The sequence below is a fragment of the Bacillus pretiosus genome (assembly GCF_052947655.1).
The window spans coordinates 1,239,112-1,252,202 of the sequence record NZ_CM129593.1 but is presented as its reverse complement, the minus strand read 5'-3'; the positions used below and the strand labels follow the sequence as shown (position 1 = coordinate 1,252,202).

General features: G+C 34.9%; 16 protein-coding genes and 1 tRNA gene. 4 read left to right on the top strand and 13 right to left on the bottom strand.

Annotated elements, in window-relative coordinates; genetic code table 11:
- Positions 1–2 precede the first annotated feature (2 nt).
- Positions 3–326: a helix-turn-helix domain-containing protein gene (locus ACU8YW_RS06520; RefSeq protein WP_088062549.1), complete on the top strand. Its 324-nt coding sequence runs from the start codon at positions 3–5 to the stop codon at positions 324–326.
- Between the two features lie 73 nt (positions 327–399).
- On the opposite strand, the gene calY is transcribed toward ACU8YW_RS06520, so the two are convergent.
- The 6 genes from calY to ACU8YW_RS06490 form a co-directional block, all read right to left on the bottom strand.
- Positions 400–993, bottom strand: coding sequence for a biofilm matrix protein CalY (gene calY, locus ACU8YW_RS06515; RefSeq protein ID WP_000053730.1), 594 nt, complete (start codon positions 991–993; stop codon positions 400–402).
- Positions 994–1,402: 409 nt separating this feature from the next.
- The gene (locus tag ACU8YW_RS06510; protein ID WP_088062547.1) at positions 1,403–2,218 is read right to left on the bottom strand and encodes a DUF4047 domain-containing protein; all 816 of its coding nucleotides are present in this window, start codon (positions 2,216–2,218) and stop codon (positions 1,403–1,405) included.
- A gap of 156 nt (positions 2,219–2,374) precedes the next feature.
- Complete coding sequence (locus tag ACU8YW_RS06505; protein WP_088062545.1) at positions 2,375–2,965, bottom strand: TasA family protein; 591 nt, start codon at positions 2,963–2,965, stop codon at positions 2,375–2,377.
- Positions 2,966–3,031: 66 nt separating this feature from the next.
- Positions 3,032–3,601: a signal peptidase I SipW gene (gene sipW / locus ACU8YW_RS06500; protein ID WP_426933906.1), complete on the bottom strand. Its 570-nt coding sequence runs from the start codon at positions 3,599–3,601 to the stop codon at positions 3,032–3,034.
- Positions 3,602–3,798: 197 nt separating this feature from the next.
- The gene (locus ACU8YW_RS06495; protein ID WP_002126097.1) at positions 3,799–5,085 is read right to left on the bottom strand and encodes a D-alanyl-D-alanine carboxypeptidase family protein; all 1,287 of its coding nucleotides are present in this window, start codon (positions 5,083–5,085) and stop codon (positions 3,799–3,801) included.
- A 154-nt stretch (positions 5,086–5,239) separates the two neighbouring features.
- The gene (locus ACU8YW_RS06490) at positions 5,240–5,467 is read right to left on the bottom strand and encodes a hypothetical protein (RefSeq protein WP_000251865.1); all 228 of its coding nucleotides are present in this window, start codon (positions 5,465–5,467) and stop codon (positions 5,240–5,242) included.
- 407 nt (positions 5,468–5,874) lie between these two features.
- Between ACU8YW_RS06490 and ACU8YW_RS06485 the strand changes: the two genes are divergently transcribed.
- Together ACU8YW_RS06485 and ACU8YW_RS06480 are read left to right on the top strand one after the other, a co-directional pair.
- Entirely contained in the window at positions 5,875–6,090 is a 216-nt protein-coding gene (locus ACU8YW_RS06485; RefSeq protein ID WP_048526759.1) for a hypothetical protein, read from the top strand.
- A gap of 179 nt (positions 6,091–6,269) precedes the next feature.
- Positions 6,270–6,342 (top strand) — tRNA-Val (locus ACU8YW_RS06480).
- Between the two features lie 63 nt (positions 6,343–6,405).
- On the opposite strand, the gene ACU8YW_RS06475 is transcribed toward ACU8YW_RS06480, so the two are convergent.
- From ACU8YW_RS06475 to relB, 7 genes are all read right to left on the bottom strand, one after another.
- The gene (locus ACU8YW_RS06475; RefSeq protein WP_193671325.1) at positions 6,406–7,002 is read right to left on the bottom strand and encodes a hypothetical protein; all 597 of its coding nucleotides are present in this window, start codon (positions 7,000–7,002) and stop codon (positions 6,406–6,408) included.
- Between the two features lie 157 nt (positions 7,003–7,159).
- Positions 7,160–7,705, bottom strand: coding sequence for a hypothetical protein (locus tag ACU8YW_RS06470; RefSeq protein WP_426933907.1), 546 nt, complete (start codon positions 7,703–7,705; stop codon positions 7,160–7,162).
- 81 nt (positions 7,706–7,786) lie between these two features.
- On the bottom strand, positions 7,787–8,053 hold the full coding sequence (locus tag ACU8YW_RS06465) for a hypothetical protein (protein ID WP_137012226.1): 267 nt from the start codon (positions 8,051–8,053) through the stop codon (positions 7,787–7,789).
- 18 nt (positions 8,054–8,071) lie between these two features.
- Positions 8,072–8,431 (bottom strand): hypothetical protein, encoded by a 360-nt coding sequence (locus tag ACU8YW_RS06460; RefSeq protein WP_306007609.1) that lies wholly within the window; start codon positions 8,429–8,431, stop codon positions 8,072–8,074.
- A 134-nt stretch (positions 8,432–8,565) separates the two neighbouring features.
- Entirely contained in the window at positions 8,566–8,748 is a 183-nt protein-coding gene (locus ACU8YW_RS06455; protein WP_001178300.1) for a DUF3976 domain-containing protein, read from the bottom strand.
- A gap of 28 nt (positions 8,749–8,776) precedes the next feature.
- Positions 8,777–9,154: a permease gene (locus ACU8YW_RS06450; RefSeq protein WP_306007608.1), complete on the bottom strand. Its 378-nt coding sequence runs from the start codon at positions 9,152–9,154 to the stop codon at positions 8,777–8,779.
- A 2-nt stretch (positions 9,155–9,156) separates the two neighbouring features.
- Complete coding sequence (gene relB, locus ACU8YW_RS06445; protein ID WP_000428506.1) at positions 9,157–9,366, bottom strand: type II toxin-antitoxin system RelB family anti-toxin; 210 nt, start codon at positions 9,364–9,366, stop codon at positions 9,157–9,159.
- Positions 9,367–10,188: 822 nt separating this feature from the next.
- On the opposite strand from relB, the gene odhA reads away from it, so the two are divergent.
- Positions 10,189–13,056 (top strand): 2-oxoglutarate dehydrogenase E1 component, encoded by a 2,868-nt coding sequence (gene odhA, locus ACU8YW_RS06440; protein ID WP_088062533.1) that lies wholly within the window; start codon positions 10,189–10,191, stop codon positions 13,054–13,056.
- Positions 13,057–13,091 lie beyond the last annotated feature (35 nt).

Here is a 13,091-nt window from a genome sequence, read left to right as displayed (position 1 = left end):
ATATGATTGGAGAACGTATAAAACGCCTTCGCTTACAAAAAGGTATTTCATTAACTGAACTTGCCGAAAAAGCTGGTGTTGCTAAATCTTACATTAGTTCTATAGAGCGAAATTTACAAAAAAACCCTTCCATTCAGTTTCTTGAAAAGATCGCAGCAGTTCTACAAATTCCAGTTGATACTTTACTTCATGATGAAACAACAAAGGAAACTAACCTAGACTCCGAATGGACACAGCTTGTTAAAGATGCAATGAACTCTGGTGTCTCCAAAGAACAATTTCGTGAATTTCTTGAATTTACAAAATGGAAGCACGATCAAAAATAATAATAGAAAGAAGTGCTAACAACCAGCACTTCTTTTTCTTTATAAAAAAAAGCGGGGGATACCCGCTTTTTTATTATTTTTCTTCGCCAGCTTCTTGGTTAGCATTGAATGTCCATTCTAAATTCAATGAATCACCTTGGAAGATATTTTGGTCTTTTCCATCATCTACAAATTCAAATTGTACCCATAAATAATCCTCTGTACCAGCTTCTAATCCACCCTTTTCTCCCCACTCAGGAGCAAAGATGTCTTTAGCTAAAAGATCTGGATCAGTTTTTTGTAAATCAGCTAAAGTTGTTTCATATACAGGCTCACTTTGTTTATCCCAGTTCCAAAGGAATTTCACTTTAACGTGCTTACCAAAGTCTTCACCAGCATTATCACCTTTTGCATCTTTCACAGTATACTTTGTTGCTAGTTTAACGTCTTTAATTGTTAATGAACCGCTATTCTTTAATAAGAACTCTTTCTTAACAGAATCCCCTGGTTTTAAATCTTTAATATCTACAAGCGTTTTAGGGTCTAATGTAAGATCTAACGTCCCAGCTGCAAATGTATTATTTGATACTTCTTTATCGCTAAAGTATGCAAACGTTCCTCCACCAATTAAAGATAACCCCAGTGCCGCTGATGCAACTCCCATACCTAATTTCTTTTTCAGACTCACAATCAATTCCCCCTAGCTGTTTTTTATATTTTTCCCCCTATAATTTTTCAATAAGGGACATAAAGAAAACTATATTAGCTTAGCTAATATTCGTTCTCTTTTAAAAACCTTAAGTTCATTATAACGAACAACTCTATATAAATACAACATTTTTTTATTAGTATTTTCAGTTATTTTTATTTCTCAATATCATTTTAAATTTTCGGAAATTTGTTGAGAAACAAAGAAAAACGTAATTAATTTTCACTATCTATACTAATTAGTATCTTTCACCATCATGCTGCCAACCAGTTTTCTCGTATATGACGTGTATTGTTAAAATAAAGAAGACACGCCGAATAGGTGAGTCGCAATGCTCTCTCACCTATTCGGCTTTATAACCTCTATTCGCTCTGAAAAGTTGCTGTATTTACTTGCTATCTTTATTTTTCTGTTCTTCTTGTTTCTTCTCTTCTAGTTTTTTCGCCTCTTCTTGCTTCTTACTCTCTTCTAGTTTTTTCGCTTCTTCTTGCTTCTTACTCTCTTCTAGTTTTTTCGCTTCTTCTTGCTTTTTACTCTCTTCTTGCTTTTTCGCTTCTTCTTGTTTCTTACTCTCTTCTAGTTTTTTCGCTTCTTCTTGCTTTTTACTCTCTTCTTGCTTTTTCGCTTCTTCTTGTTTCTTAGCCTCACTTACTTGTTTTGCTGTTTCCTCTACTAGTAATTTCTCAAAATCTTGAATTTGTTTATCAATCACCTGTAACTTTACCTCTTTATCAACATACTCACAATTGTCTTTCACTATATGAAAACCAGCATTCACATATGAGAATACTGGCTTATTCGATTCGCTTTTATTTCCTTTTAACTCTTCTTGCACTTGATTATAAGGACCCTCTATTGATACATATACTTTTTGTAACAATTCTCTTTCCGCAACTATTTTCTCACGCCCTTGCTTCCACGTAGCAAGCACCTGCTCTAACTCTTGAATGGAAGTAAAGGTTAATTTCAATTTCATCCCTTCATACTCACGCAAAATAACTTCCTTATGTTGCTTAGCTTGTTCTGTTAATTGATCAACTGTTTTTGGAAAAATACTTGCTGTAGAAATAGTAGCCTCAACTTTCGTTTCATGAATGAAAGCTGCTTCTGTATAAGTCATCATTTGAGAGCCTAAATAAAAAGTAATAGAACACAAACATGGCAATATAAGCATCCTTTTGAATTTGCGAGGTGGCTTCAGCATTTTAATCTCTCCTATCGAACAACTTGTTCTTTATCAAGAACTATACCTTTATTATAATAAAGTGAATTATAAAATGATATAAGAAATTATGTTTCTTTGTACATTTCACTTTTATCATAAAAAGAGACTATCATTTTTGATAGTCTCTTTTTATGATTACTTTTTCTCCACTCCATCGCCTTGTTGTGCTTCAAATGTCCATTTTAATTGCAGTTTGTCGCCTTGGAATTCATTTTGAGGTTCATTTTTATTAATAAAGTGGAATTTCACTTTAAATGAATCATTAGTTCCTGCTTTAATACCTTTCTCAGGCCATAACCAACTTACTAAATCATTTTCTGCAGCAGTCATTGTTTTACTCTTCAACTCTTTCAATGTCATTCTCTTAATTACTTCATCTTTTTTATCTATATTTTTCAAGAAAACTACTTCAATGTCTTCACCAAAGTCTTTCTTATTATCTTTCTTCACATCTTCTACATCATACTCCGTATTTAATAGTACTTTTTTAATATCTAGTGTACCTTTATTCTCCAATTTAAATTCTTTTTCAATTGTATCACCTGGTTTTAAATTATCCACTTTCACAATTGTTGATGGGTTCAGCGCTAAATCAAGTGTTCCAGACGCAAATGTATTATTTGACACTTCTTTATCGCTAAAGTATGCAAATGTTCCTCCGCCAACTAATGCAGCGCCTAATACCGCTGATGCGATACCCATTCCTAATTTTTTCTTTAAAGTCATGTCCATATCCCCTTAATATATATATATATTTGTTAACTTCCTAAACGGAAAGTATAACCAAACGAACTAGACGGATTGTTCTACTTTTTTATCTTTCTTTTCTCCGTCAATGCTACGAATAGCGCCAAAAATAGAAATTGCGGAATAGCCAAGTAAAAAGACTCCAGGAATAATGAGAAGTAATGCTGCTCCCGCTTTTGAACTCGCATAATTCAGTCCATAACCAACGTATGGAACTGTAATATCTGCATACTTTCCAATTACATTCTCTGCAAGTACTGGTGCTAAATCTGGTCCGTTGTTGTTATCCCCTTTTGTTTCATACATTACTTTTCCATTTGTATCTTTCACACCGATAATACGGTGAGTGATAATTTTGTCATCTTTCTCTTTAAACGTAATAACATCGCCTTTTTGATATTTAGAACCATCTTTCGTCGGTTCTATCGCAATGATTGATCCTGTTAAAAATGTCGGTTCCATCGATCCTGATAACACTGATTTAAATTGATATCCCATCACTGTTGGATCCCCACCGCTCGCTTTTGAAGAAATAACTACAAAAGCTAAGCAAATCATCAATGCAAATAAAACAAATGAGATAACGTTGCTAATCACCCTCCAAATTAATTTCATCGTTTCTCTCCCTCTCCGTTGTTTTATGTTATTTGAAGTATACAATATTCACTTTAGTTCTCTAACAAGAACACAAGTAAATAATATAACGAACGATATGGAAATGCAATAAGAAAATTTACAATTATTAGTTAAATCATTTTTGAAATGCATACAAAAAAGACCGTGACAAAATCTCATCACGGTCTACTAGCAATTTATTTTTCTTCTGATTTCATCCCTTGGTTATTTCGGCGCAGCACTACATATAAAATCGCTCCAAATAATAAAATCGCACCTATTCCAACACTTATCACTTTCACATTCGATTCCTTTACTTCAGGTGCAACTGTATCTTTTTTAGGCATCGCAAAAGTAACATCTTCTTTTGAAAGAACATTTATAGTCGCAATCGTTTGATTATTCTTTATAATATCTACCGCACCAACTACTTCACCGCGATGAATTCCTTTTTGATACAAAGATTCTTTATCCACTGAATTAACCCGAAAAGCCGTTTTTATATTTTTCCCTTCATCTTTCTTTAGCATAAGCTCTGCACTTTTTTCCAGCTCAGAATCAACATCTTTATTTAAATACTTTGCCTTTTGGTGCCAACTATGTTTATCTAGTACAGTTTGCTTCGTAAATTGCCCAAAAGAATATTCCGCCATCTGCTTCAAATCTTCATAAATTTCAGGTCTTTGAGAAGCCATTACTACATTTATAATACGATTACCATCCTTCTCATTTAATAAAACGAGCGTATTGCGTGCTTCATTCGTAAATCCTGTCTTACCACCCATACTATATGGATTTTCAAAATAAGTAGACTTATTAAAAATAGAAACTGTTTGCGTAGATGTCGTAACCGTCGTTCTTTTCGTATTCATCGCTTGTAAAATTTCAGGATACTTTTGCACACCTCTCGTAATCATGGCCATATCATATGGCGTCGTATAATGATTTGGATCATGCAATCCATTTGGCGTTACAAAATGACTATCTTTAGCCCCTAATTGCTTCGCCCTTTCATTCATCATATTGGCGAAGTTTTCAACACTTCCTCCAATACGCTCCGCAATCGCATACGACACATCATTCGCACTCAGCACCATTAAAATCATAAGTGCAGTATTTCTATTAATAGTCTCACCAGGGTGAAACTCAATTTGATAATTACTCTTCTCTTGATCTAATGCTAATTGTGAAAACGTAAATTGATCCTCTGGCTTCGTATGCTCCATCAGTAAAATCGCCGTTAACACTTTCGTCATACTAGCAGGGAACGCACGATGATGTGCATTTTTGTCGTACAACATATCTCCTGTTTTCGCATCAATCGTAGTCGCAAACTGACTAAAAACATTCGGCCCTTCCGCAGGTGGAGGTGCCACTTGCTCCGGATTTACTCCAATATTCGTCTCAGCATATAACGTCATAGGTGTCAAAAAAAATAAACAAATAACCATAACGAAAACCGAAATTTTCTTAAAATTTACCATATGACTCTCCCTTTTCCCTTTACTTTCACATTCTATAAAATACCTCTACCAACCTATATGTAATTTGTATTAATTTGGAAGAATATTCACTTTTTTCACTATATCACACTTTTACGATAAAGAACATAAATATACAATAAAAAATAAGAAGGAATTATTCTTTCTTATCCTTCTCATCAATCAATGAATCTATTAAATTTTGACTAGCTTCCTCGGGTGTAATCTCATCTGTCATCCCCATAAACGACCAGCCTTTAGAATCGACCCACTCAACAAACTCTTGTAAAAACTCATCATGTGTAACATCCACATCAAGAATCGAGCCATTAATCGAAATCGTTCTATTTCTAGATACGCGCATCTTGAACGTTTTCCTTACCATTACAATAATTCTCCCTCTACTACTGAATATTTATAAAGTGAAACTTTAATCAGCCTTCACCAATCGGGCTTTTACGAGCAGCCTGCCACCACCTAACTTCTTTGCTTTCGCTAAATTTTGAGGTGGGGATCTTACCGTCCGCAAATAGCGGGGTAAAATAATCTTGTATCTCTGTTATACATGATTTTAAGTAAATTGTAAAAAGGATATATTGGCCAATTTGCATATTGAAGCTGAAAATCTATCATCCTGCAAAAACATGAAACGATATGTAATTGATCATAAATGACTAAATAAATCCACATAAAAAAACAAAACAACTTACATTTTATCACACCAAATACAAATGACTTCAGTACAATAAAATGGAATATACTAGAAGAAGACTTAAAATGAGGAGGAACTCTATGGCGCGTTGTACGTATTGTAAAACGAAGTGGACAATAAAAGATGTATGGTCAATACTCGTGACATTTGAAAAAGATTGCCCGTATTGTTTTGGAAGGCAGTATCTATCAAATGACACCTTTCATCATGCTAATGCCGCTCTACCTTTATTATTCTTATGTCCTTTACTTGTTGATTTAAGCGATGAAAACCCTTTGGATAAATACATTAAATAATATGACCGCTACATTCTACTAAGTCTTATTCTCATCATTATCCCTTCAGACACTACTCGCATAATTGCATATGATTTCCCTTTTAAAACTTACTATAAAAATATTGTAAAATTTCAGTTAATTATATATAATTGCTTTAGCATAAAGATTAAAGATGCTGTTACATACGCATTTTTGAAGATCCCGTAGCTCAGCAGGGAGAGCGCCACCTTGACAGGGTGGAGGTCGTGAGTTCGAGCCTCTCCGGGGTCATAAAAAAAGAGAAACCGTATCAACCTTCTACGTGATATGGTTTCTCTTTTTTATCTAAATCAATCACTTCCCACCAAACATCTTCTCCAAAGACTTCGCATTAGCAAACAATACTTCTTTCAAGTTATCATCTGCAACGATTTTATAGTCGCCATCTTTGTTTTTCTTTAAGTTCAATGTAACTTCGCGAGTTGCCATGATTGCATCTTTATCTGATAAGTGTTTGACGATTGCTGATGTCATCGTTTTTTCGATTGCTTTTTCAGATTGCTCTTTGTCTTCGCTAAAAGCACTAGCGAAGGCCATTGGCATAACTTCTCCCACTGCTTTTGTTACAGCAACGGATAGATCAGCAGATGTAATTTTCACTTTCACTTCTGCTTTGTCATCCTTTTTCGATACTTCTTCTAGCTTTTCAAATTTAAAGTTTTTCGTAATTGCACTCAGCATTGCTTTTGCCTCAGCATCATCTGTTTTTTCATTTAGTTTGTTAAATTCCTTGTCACTCTCAACAAATGTACGAGCCTTTTCTATATCACCTTTTTGTATCGCTGTTAAAAATTCTTCTGTCGTATCTTTCGGATTTGCACACCCTGCTAAAACACCTACTGTTAATCCTACTACCATCATTAACAGTAATAGTTTCTTTATCTTTTGCACGCTCATTCTCCTCTTATCTTTTCTAGTAAGTCAGCATTATATAATAGTATGAAACTGACATTACAAACATTTTTTAGTATAGCATTTATATGATTTATTTTCTATTCATTCCCAAAATATTAAGAGCCTTGCAGCTTTCCTACAAGGCTCTTTTCTATCAATCCGTATCCGTAGCACAGATGAACCACATTTTCTGCTCCTTACTATCTAACACCATCCAAGTAACATCCCACGCAACATCATAAAACCAATCTGTCCAAGGGCTATAGCTTTCAAAAACTTTAATATCTTCGTATCGATCTTGGAACATATATTGACATAGATTAACTGCTAATTGTTTTGCGATAACTGGTCGTTTCTTAAATGTTTCATATGCTCCACCCGACAAAATTTGAGCGGCAATGCTACCATCAAGCATGACTGCCCATTGCTCTTTAAAATGAAACTTATATTTTTCTGACGTATGTATTTTTAACTCTTCTAAGTTATGCATTATATCTAAAGAGTTGAAGATTCTTCTAAAGAAGTGCTCGTATCCATCTTTCAAATGTGGTATTTCTTTGAAAAAATTTTCTTTATGTACTTTAAAACAGCTTATAACCGCTCCGCCATTTACGTTTTGTTCCTTGAATGTATGTATGAGTTGCTCAATAGATAAGTCATTCGTGTCTATTTTTTCAAACGTCCCCTCTTTCCATCTCATAACGCCCACTACTCTCTATTAAAAATTTATTTCCTCATTATAAATAGCAAAATAAAAACCAGCAACTTTAAGATTGCTGGCTTATCTCTTATTCATATTCGATAAAACAATAATAATTGCTCCAAACACATAATGCCCCGCTACCATCCACATACTCCTCTCAAAGATCATAAGTGATAACCAAAGCGATATATTAATAGCAGCAAATAATACATATAAAATGAAGTCTCTCTTTTGTAGCGCTTCTCGATTCATCAAAATATAAATTGCGCCGATTGGCGGAAGGATGAAGCAAAGGAAAAAAACAAACATTTTTCTTAACGACCATGGATAAGTTACTGTCTGCATATGAGTCTCCTTTTCACTTTATAGTACATGTAACATCGGTCTTACTACTCTATATTCGTCACTATAAGGCTCCTTTATGATTAAAGATGAGTGAGGATTTTTTTCTTCCTCTATCATTGTGAATACTTCTGTTTTTTCTTGTACTATGTTGGATTCACTGTTTTTAGTAGGTTTTTTACTTGTTTCAATTTTCTTCGTTACTTCTCCGAGCCTTTGTCCAACTTTTTCAGCTTCGGCAGGTTCATTCGTAACATAGTATTCTTGGTGCTCCCATACTAACATAGGTGGCACTTGTTCTCGTTTGTTACATATTATATAAGTAATACTAGCTATAAGTAGTAGGCATATTAATAAAAAGAAGATAGTTTTTTTATTCATATACTATGCTCCCTATCTATCATTTTATTAAATTATATAATATCCATTATATGTAGTAAATGGATTTCATGGGAATTTTCGGATTTTACATCAAAAAGAAAAACCTTACTACAGTAAGGTTCCATTTTTATATTCTATAGTGATTGATTTATTAAAACGATCATTACGATAATCGCTATAAACATAACAACTAAACAGCCGATCATTTTATAAAAGCCTCTTTTCGTTAACGTCCCACCTTGAACGTCTTTTCGAATAAATAAGAATACGGCTAAAAATAATACAAGTCCAATGCCAAAAGCATACATCATTTGCATATGTTAATCTTCCTTTCTCTCTTCCATCTTAATATCTTTTCGATAAAACAACAAATGAGATAAAAACTGTACTCATCGTAAGTGCCATAAGTATGTTTAATAGTTCAACCGCAGATAGTGTAATTACGTGTAGATTTAAACCGAAAGAGAAAAGAAGGTAATATGCCGTTAGCGCAAAAAAGCTGAAGAACATTCCTTTATAACGAATAAGTTTCATTCGCTCATCTTTTTCTTTAAATTGCGGGTGTAAGTAACTTAAGCAGAAACACATAATCATCATCGTAAGTACTGTATACGTTGGAGCCAGTGGTGCGGAATGCGTCATTATGCCCGCTAATACCATGGTTCCACTCATAATAAAGAAAATAATTCCCATAATTAAAAAGTACTTTTGTGAATAATTCATCCCTATTCCCCCTCTTCTTTTCCTTCATAAATAAATACATGTTCTATCGTTGTCTGAAATGTTTTTGCTATTTCAAATGCTAACGGAAGTGATGGATCATATTTTCCCTTTTCAATTGAAATGATGGTTTGTCTGGAAACTCCAAGTTTCTCAGCCAATTTTTCTTGAGATAGTCCAAATTTTTTTCGGTATTCAACCATTTTATTTTCCAAGGAAATTTCTCCCTCCTTCCTTACAGTGAGTATATATGTAAAGCAACCTTTACGTCAAGTTTCCTTTACATGCATTTTAGTTTGTTTCACTCTATTTATATAGAAGAAACTTTTCAATTTCAGCACGTCTATTTTGAAATGAAACGCGGAACACTGTAAATAATTGTTACTATATCTTCTCCTCTCTATTTTTTAAATTTAATATCTCCCTATTTGTTTTATCCTTTTAAAATATTTCATTCATCTCTTTATTCCACGAAATGCGTTATTGGTTTTACGGTGTTTTTCGTCATATTTATAGAAACTAACTGTTTATGAAGCATTTTTTATGTTTAGCAACTTTTTTTGTAGAAATCCTTCACTTTCCTTTCAATATTTAACACTATCTAAATAAAGTTTACGATAAATTCATAATTTTTTATTTTTTATACTATATTCCGTTATATTGTTGTATAATATCAATGAAAGCGCTTATTATTTCAATATACATAATTCGAACTCATTTTTATCGAAACATTCTAATTATTATACTTATATTTACATGCAACAATTTTAGTTATTCGTGTAGGTATACCAAATATATCCACCCCATTTTTCTGTGAAATTACTTTATAACATGAAAGATTAACTTGGGTGATAAGTTATTGTGAATGTTTTTTTACAAAACAGATAAGTAATAGTGTTTGGTATTATGTAAATTATTGTAATAACATAAGAATAAAGAAAACATTTACATTGATTGTTGGTTCATCAATTATTGAAAAGAGCAAAATGCACCTTTTGTTTGGAAAAAGGATTATATGCATTGGGAGGTTTAAACAAATGACGAGGAAGAATACAACGACAAACCCTTGGGCCAAGTTCCATGGTCCGAACCTTGGTTATGTTATTGAGCAGTATGATCTTTACGTAACTGGAGCAGGTTCTGTTGATCCGGAATTACAAGAGCTTTTTGAAATTTTTGGAGCTCCTTCGTTTCAAGATGATGTCGTAACAGGGGACAACACAGCAACACATTTTTCTCCTCAAAACACAGGGAACATTGAAAAAATTCTTAAAGTCGTTCAGCTTGTTGAACAAATTCGTTCATTCGGGCATACGTTGGCTCACATCAATCCGATGGAAGATGCTGCTAATGGACAATCTCTTCTTGAGAAAGCAATGAACGAACTGAGCGATGCTGACTTGAAAGCGATTCCAGCGAAAACAGTATGGCAAGATGCACCAGAAGGTATTCACACTGCACTTGATGTAATTCATAGATTAAAAGACGTTTATACAAAATCTTTAGCTTATGAATTTTCTCATATACAAGATAGTGAAGAACGCGCGTGGTTGCATCAAATGGTGGAATCAAATTCATTGCGTCAACCACTATCAAATAAAAAACGAACTGCTCTTTTAAAACGTTTAACAGCTGTTGAAGGTTTCGAGCAATTCTTGCATAAAACATTCGTTGGGCAAAAGCGTTTCTCTATCGAGGGCGTTGATATGCTTGTACCTGTTCTAGATGAAATTGTTCTCGAAGGTGCAAAGGGCGGCGTAGAAGATGTCATGATTGGTATGGCTCACCGCGGTCGTCTAAGCGTACTTGCACACGTATTAGAAAAACCATATAGTCACATGTTTGCTGAGTTCAAACATGCAAAAATAGAAGGCGCAGTGGCAAATTCTGGCTGGACTGGCGACGTGAAATACCATTTAGGTAGAGAACAAGTCGTTAGTAACGAAGAAGTTAGCACTCGCGTTACATTAGCAAATAACCCAAGTCACCTTGAGTTCGTTAACCCTGTTGTAGAAGGTTTTGCACGTGCGGCTCAAGAGAATCGTAAAAAATCTGGTCTTCCAGAACAAGATACTTCAAAATCATTCGTAATTTTAGTTCATGGTGATGCTGCATTCCCTGGTCAAGGTATTGTATCTGAAACGTTGAACTTAAGCAGATTGAACGCGTACCAAACAGGCGGAACAATTCATGTTATCGCAAACAATGCAGTTGGCTTTACGACTGATAGCTATGATTCTCGTTCTACGAAATATTCAAGTGACCTTGCAAAAGGTTTCGATATTCCGATTGTTCACGTGAACGCTGATGATCCAGAAGCTTGTCTTGCTGCTGCTAACCTTGCGATTCAATATCGTATATTGTTCAAAAAAGACTTCTTAATCGATTTAATTGGTTACCGCCGCTACGGTCATAACGAAATGGATGACCCAGCAGTTACGCAACCACAAGTGTACAAAAAGATTAAAAATCACCCAACTGTAAGAGCTATTTATGCAGATCAATTACAAGCTGCTGGTGTTCTAAATGCAGATGAGGTTGAAACAATGACTCAGTTTATACAAGAGCAATTAAAATCTGACTATGCACAAGTACCGCCAGCTGATACGAGCGCTGCAACAATTGACGTTAAAGTGCCAGATGTTGTTGCAAAAGGCATTCAGCCAATTGATACTGGTGTTGAGATTGACTCACTTCGTGCAATTAATGAAGGTCTACTATCTTGGCCAGAAGGCTTTAACGTATATCCGAAAGTAAAGAAAATTCTTGAACGCCGTAAAGACGCTCTTGAAGAGAACGGTAAAATTGAATGGGCACTTGCTGAGTCATTAGCATTCGCTTCTATTTTACAAGAAGGTACGCCAATTCGTTTAACTGGTCAAGATTCACAGCGTGGTACATTCGCGCACCGTCATATCGTATTACACGATACTGATACAAATGAAACATATTCACCATTACATCGCTTACCAAACATTAATGCATCCTTCTCTGTTCATAACAGTCCGTTATCAGAAGCTGCTGTTGTTGGTTACGAGTATGGTTATAACGTATTCGCTCCAGAAACTCTTGTTATGTGGGAAGCGCAATATGGTGACTTCTCAAATACTGCGCAAGCATTATTTGATCAATATGTTTCAGCAGGAAGAGCAAAATGGGGTCAAAAATCTGGTTTAGTTCTTCTATTACCGCACGGTTATGAAGGTCAAGGACCAGAGCATTCTAGTGCACGTCCAGAGCGATTCTTACAGTTAGCCGCTGAGAATAACTGGACAGTTGCAAACTTAACGAGCGCGGCACAATACTTCCATATTTTACGTCGTCAAGCATCTATCTTAGGAACAGACGCTGTTCGACCATTAGTATTGATGACGCCAAAGAGTTTATTACGTCACCCACTTACGCTTTCAACTGCTAGTCAGTTAAGCGAAGGACGTTTCCAACCTGCTCTAGAACAAGAAAACCTTGGCATGAAACCAACTAAAGTAAAACGTCTTGTTTTAAGCACAGGTAAAATGGCGATTGACTTAGCAGCAGAAATTGAGTCTGGTAAACATGAGTATAACTTAGATGAAGTTCATGTCGTTCGTATTGAACAGCTGTACCCATTCCCTGCTGAGAAAGTTCAATCTATTATTAAACGCTTTAAAAACTTAGAAGAAATTATTTGGGTTCAAGAAGAACCTCGTAATATGGGCGCATGGCATTACATGGCTCCAATTCTGTTTGAACTTGCTGGAGATAAAGTGAAAACAGGTTACATTGGACGCCCAGATCGCTCTAGCCCATCTGGTGGCGATCCATTCGCTCACAAAGCTGAGCAAGAACTAATTGTTGCACACGCTTTAGATGTGAAGTATAACTTCCGTCAAGATAAACAAGAAATTGAAGTTTTCAGCAACTGAAAGTAATAATGAAGGTTTCTAGCTTGCTCCCCGGA

Coding starts and splice junctions, on each gene's coding strand:
- ACU8YW_RS06520 (WP_088062549.1), top strand. CDS start 3: ATGATTGGAGAACGTATAAAACGCCTTCGCTTACAAAAAGGTATTTCA.
- ACU8YW_RS06510 (WP_088062547.1), bottom strand. CDS start 2,218: ATGCTGAAGCCACCTCGCAAATTCAAAAGGATGCTTATATTGCCATGT.
- ACU8YW_RS06505 (WP_088062545.1), bottom strand. CDS start 2,965: ATGACTTTAAAGAAAAAATTAGGAATGGGTATCGCATCAGCGGTATTA.
- sipW (WP_426933906.1), bottom strand. CDS start 3,601: ATGAAATTAATTTGGAGGGTGATTAGCAACGTTATCTCATTTGTTTTA.
- ACU8YW_RS06495 (WP_002126097.1), bottom strand. CDS start 5,085: ATGGTAAATTTTAAGAAAATTTCGGTTTTCGTTATGGTTATTTGTTTA.
- ACU8YW_RS06490 (WP_000251865.1), bottom strand. CDS start 5,467: ATGGTAAGGAAAACGTTCAAGATGCGCGTATCTAGAAATAGAACGATT.
- ACU8YW_RS06485 (WP_048526759.1), top strand. CDS start 5,875: ATGGCGCGTTGTACGTATTGTAAAACGAAGTGGACAATAAAAGATGTA.
- ACU8YW_RS06470 (WP_426933907.1), bottom strand. CDS start 7,705: ATGAGATGGAAAGAGGGGACGTTTGAAAAAATAGACACGAATGACTTA.
- ACU8YW_RS06465 (WP_137012226.1), bottom strand. CDS start 8,053: ATGCAGACAGTAACTTATCCATGGTCGTTAAGAAAAATGTTTGTTTTT.
- ACU8YW_RS06460 (WP_306007609.1), bottom strand. CDS start 8,431: ATGAATAAAAAAACTATCTTCTTTTTATTAATATGCCTACTACTTATA.
- ACU8YW_RS06455 (WP_001178300.1), bottom strand. CDS start 8,748: ATGCAAATGATGTATGCTTTTGGCATTGGACTTGTATTATTTTTAGCC.
- ACU8YW_RS06450 (WP_306007608.1), bottom strand. CDS start 9,154: ATGAATTATTCACAAAAGTACTTTTTAATTATGGGAATTATTTTCTTT.
- odhA (WP_088062533.1), top strand. CDS start 10,189: ATGACGAGGAAGAATACAACGACAAACCCTTGGGCCAAGTTCCATGGT.